At 55.0% G+C, this 3,805-nt stretch carries 3 protein-coding genes; 1 reads left to right on the top strand and 2 read right to left on the bottom strand.

Annotation, left to right across the window (positions count from 1 at the left end):
• Positions 1-321: 321 nt before the first annotated feature.
• Positions 322-1,983, bottom strand: a complete 1,662-nt coding sequence (locus WCG50_RS18060) for an ATP-binding protein (RefSeq protein ID WP_336900984.1) — start codon at positions 1,981-1,983, stop codon at positions 322-324.
• The gene (locus tag WCG50_RS18055; protein ID WP_336900983.1) at positions 1,976-2,380 is read right to left on the bottom strand and encodes a PAS domain-containing protein; all 405 of its coding nucleotides are present in this window, start codon (positions 2,378-2,380) and stop codon (positions 1,976-1,978) included. The genes WCG50_RS18060 and WCG50_RS18055 overlap by 8 nt, the downstream gene beginning before the upstream one ends.
• 451 nt (positions 2,381-2,831) lie before the next feature.
• Here WCG50_RS18055 and WCG50_RS18050 point away from each other — a divergent pair.
• Positions 2,832-3,805: DUF3391 domain-containing protein (locus tag WCG50_RS18050; RefSeq protein ID WP_336900982.1), on the top strand; the 974-nt coding region annotated here is incomplete at its 3' end.

The following is a 3,805-nucleotide window of genomic DNA, read 5'->3' as shown; positions in this document are numbered from 1 at the left end:
TGAGAGGTTACCCGATAAAGGATGATTTCGCTACACCGCTTACGCCATTTACAGGCCCACCCCAGCGATTCCGAATTGCCGGTTTAGCCCGTCACCAGTTAACGCGCTGATCGACCTCGTAGTCGGGGCCCATAGGGGGCTTGTGAAGCGACGTCAAATTTGATTGCCAAGTTTCGGAGATCAGACTTTCAATGCCAATGTCGGCTTTGGAACCGGTTGATCGAATAGTTTTATGTCGCCAGAGGGTCTTCAAGAGTCCGCACTTTTCTCCGAAGCTGACTGTAAAGGGGGTCAACGGTGCGTGGCAGGCACGCCGTTAATTTAAGCCGCCATGCTATTCGGTTCGTGTACCGTCAGCCAGATTTGAAAGCGGCTGCCGCGTCCGAGTTCGCTGCTGACATCAATATGGCCGCCGTGTTTATGCACAATATCGTAAGACAACGAGAGCCCCAGCCCCGTGCCTTGGCCCACCGGTTTGGTGGTGAAAAATGGCTCAAAAATTCTTTTTAGCACCTCTGGCGTCATGCCTTGACCGGTATCTTCCACGCTGATCCAGACCCAGGCGCCATCCGTGCCGCTGCTCAGGATGATCTGGCCGTGATCCTCAATGGATTGGGCGGCATTGAGCAGTAAGTTCATGAATACCTGATTGATCTGGGCCAGATGGCAGCGCACCCGTGGCAGTGCGCCATAGTGCTTGATAACTTCAACTTTATCGCCAAGCGTGTGACTGACCACGTTCAAGGTGCTATCCAGACCGGCCATCAAATCTGAGTCCTCCCACTGCGAGCTGTCAATGCGCGAAAAATCACGCAGCCCCTGAACAATTTTCTTCACCCGCTCCAGGCCGTCATGCGACTCGGACAATAGATCCAGCGCATCTTCGCGCAGATAGTCCAGGTCGGCCTCGTGTCGGGTGGCCAGCAAAACTGCCTCGTCTTGCGGTGAGCGAGCAATGCTGCAGCGCTCATAGGTGTCGACCAGACCGAGCAGGCTCTGCAGGTAGTTTCTGAGGGCACCCAGGTTGGAGTTAACGAAGCCAACCGGGGTGTTGATCTCATGGGCTACACCTGCGGCCAGTTGGCCAATAGCCGCCAGTTTTTCTGATTGAAGCAATTGACCCTGAAATTGCACCAGCTTGGTGTTGAGCAGACTCAGCTCGGTGTTGCTGGTTTCCAGTTGGCCAATGACCGCTTTCAGTCGACTCTCACTCGCTAACAAGGCTTCTTGGGCAAGCAGGCGTGCAGTCAGGTCTTCCCTCAGACGAGCACGCCCCCAGCGCAGCCCCCAAAAGCCGATCAGCCAGATCAGGGCATAGCCAATGAAGTTGCTGCGAATTTGCGTGATCATCGACGCCCGGTAAGGCGCCCACGGCGCGGCGGCGCTGATGCCCCCCCGAATGGTCCCCACTCGGTAGCCCTGCTTTTCGTGGCACTTCATGCAAGACTGTTCTGTAACCAGGGGGCGCATGAATCGAAAGTAGGTGTCAGAGCCGATTTGCTCCAGCGACGACGCCTCTTTCTCGCCCCGCTCAAAAGCATGCAAGGCGCGCGACTCCCAATCGTCCGGTGCGTTGGCTGCCCGTAGCGGATTCAGGCTGGTCAAGTGGCCTTTGGTGCCGGACTCTTTGTTGCCAATTTCATGCACCTGGCGTGTCATGTAGGCCGGGTTGATGAGGGTGAGTAGCCGACCCGAAGGGGTGCGGATATCTCTCTCCGGCAGATCAGCCAGATCGGGGTTGGGCGGCGTTTGGGGCGTCACTGGCGCATAAATTCCGCCATGTTCTGAGGCCCAGCGACGATAGATCACGTCTTTGCGGAAACTCTCTATGGTTGAGGTCCGAGCGCCCGCCAGCGTGACTGCATAGGTTTCCCAAGTGTCCCATGCCGCAATGGATGCGATCACCACGGACCAAAACACCACCAGTCCGTAAAAAATACGCTGGAGCGGTGCGTTGGCTATCTTTTGGGCACTGCTACGCATCAGTGTCGGCGCTGCTGCTGGGTCGCCGCAGGAATAAAACGATGAAGTTCTTACTGCCTCTCTTGATGAGGTAATGCGCGATCTCAACGGCAATGGATCCGCCACTGGGGGTGCGTGCCGTACTCCTTTCCCAGACATTCTTGGCGTGGTCCATGCCCACATAGGCCAAGTTGTAGCCCGGAGTTTCCTGTGAAAAAGGCAGGCCTGGAAACACGACGCTAACGTCCTGCCCCACCAGTGATTCGGGCGTCTGCCCCAGTAAATCAGTGGTGGACTGAGTGCACTCAATGATGCAGCCGTTAATGTCTATCACCAAAGCCGCCTTCCGCTCAGAGTGCACCATCAGGATCGGATCCTGCGAATACCCATGAGCAAGGGAGTCTGTGGTCGTGTTCATGCTGTTCATCTGCGGGTTCGGGGCGGTGAATAGGTGACGCCAATGGCTCTGGGGTCAATTGTTTAAGCATACGCTGAAAGCGCACAGCGTAAATAGTTATTCTTTCAGCGTCAGCGTTCCTAGAAGAAAAAAAGTGCAACATATTGCCAGTTTGATTTCCCCAAGAGCGCTCTGAATTTATACCAACTTATCGACCATATTTAGTCAAATAGTTGGCAGCAAATAATATCAACCCATCTTACAGTTTCGGCCTTGAACTGAACCGACCGAAAAGTAATATTGGCGACTATTGCCCTTCAACAGAAGGCGGATTCGTTGCACCAGCGAACTCCACCAAAATTTCATGCTACTGAGTTTTTAATGACTCCATCCATGTGGTGTCGATCTACCGGTTTTTACCCTCAACATCACCGCCGATAATCAAGGCTTACCTCTACTTTAATTTTTATCCGTGCCTCAGCCCCTTCCCCTCGTTCATGTTGACCAGTTGCAACCGGGCATGTTTGTGTCGCTGGATTTGGGCTGGCTTGAACACCCATTTCTGGTGAATTCGTTTTTGATCACGGACGAGCAACAACTGGCGACGCTGCGCGAGCTCGGTTTAAGCCATGTCTCTCACGATCCGCAACGCTCGAAAATCACGCCACTCACATTGGTTGGTGATGTCACTGCTGTTTCACCCCGGCACATCACGCCGGCGAGCCAGTTGTTGATGACGGAGAAGCTCACCCGCACCGGGCGCATGACGGCACACCGAGAGCGGGTTTTGCTGTTCGAAAAGCAGTACGAAGACGCCATTACCTCGACCAAGGACGTGCTGACCGAGATACTGCGGCAACCCCAACTTGCCGTCGCACAAGCAAGCGCCATGTCCGAGAAACTGACGTCCACCTTTTTGGACGATCAGGGGGCGACAGTCATGATGGTGGCCTCAAACAAGATGGACGACCTGTCCAACCAGCACGCCCTAAACGTGATGATCCTGACGATGGTGATCTGCAAAGGGCTGGGCGTCAGTCGGGAGATCATGAACGCGGCCGGCATGGGCGCGTTGCTGCACGACATTGGCAAGACTTCCATCAGTAAAACGGTTTTACGCAAGTCCCCGCGCAACCGCAGCGAAGAGACACTTTACCGACTGCACTGCGAGTACGGTGTCAACATCGTGAGTGAGCACGTCAATCCAGGTGTTCGGGCGGTAGTGCGCCAGCACCACGAAAATTTTGATGGCAGTGGTTTTCCTGATGGCAGCAAAGGCGCGCAAATCAATCCGCTGGCGCGCATCGTCGCCATCGCAGACCGCTACGACACCCTGTGCAACCCCTTGCGTCTGACCGATGCGCTGCCACCGGCCGAGGCACTTTCAACCATGTTTGCACATGAAGCCCGGTTGTTTGATGCCTCAATGTTGGCCGTCTTTATCCG

The organism is Rhodoferax sp., from assembly GCF_037143375.1.
Lineage (GTDB): Bacteria > Pseudomonadota > Gammaproteobacteria > Burkholderiales > Burkholderiaceae_C > Rhodoferax.
Note: the sequence above shows the minus strand (reverse complement) of the source record. Positions and strands in the feature narration are given on the sequence as shown.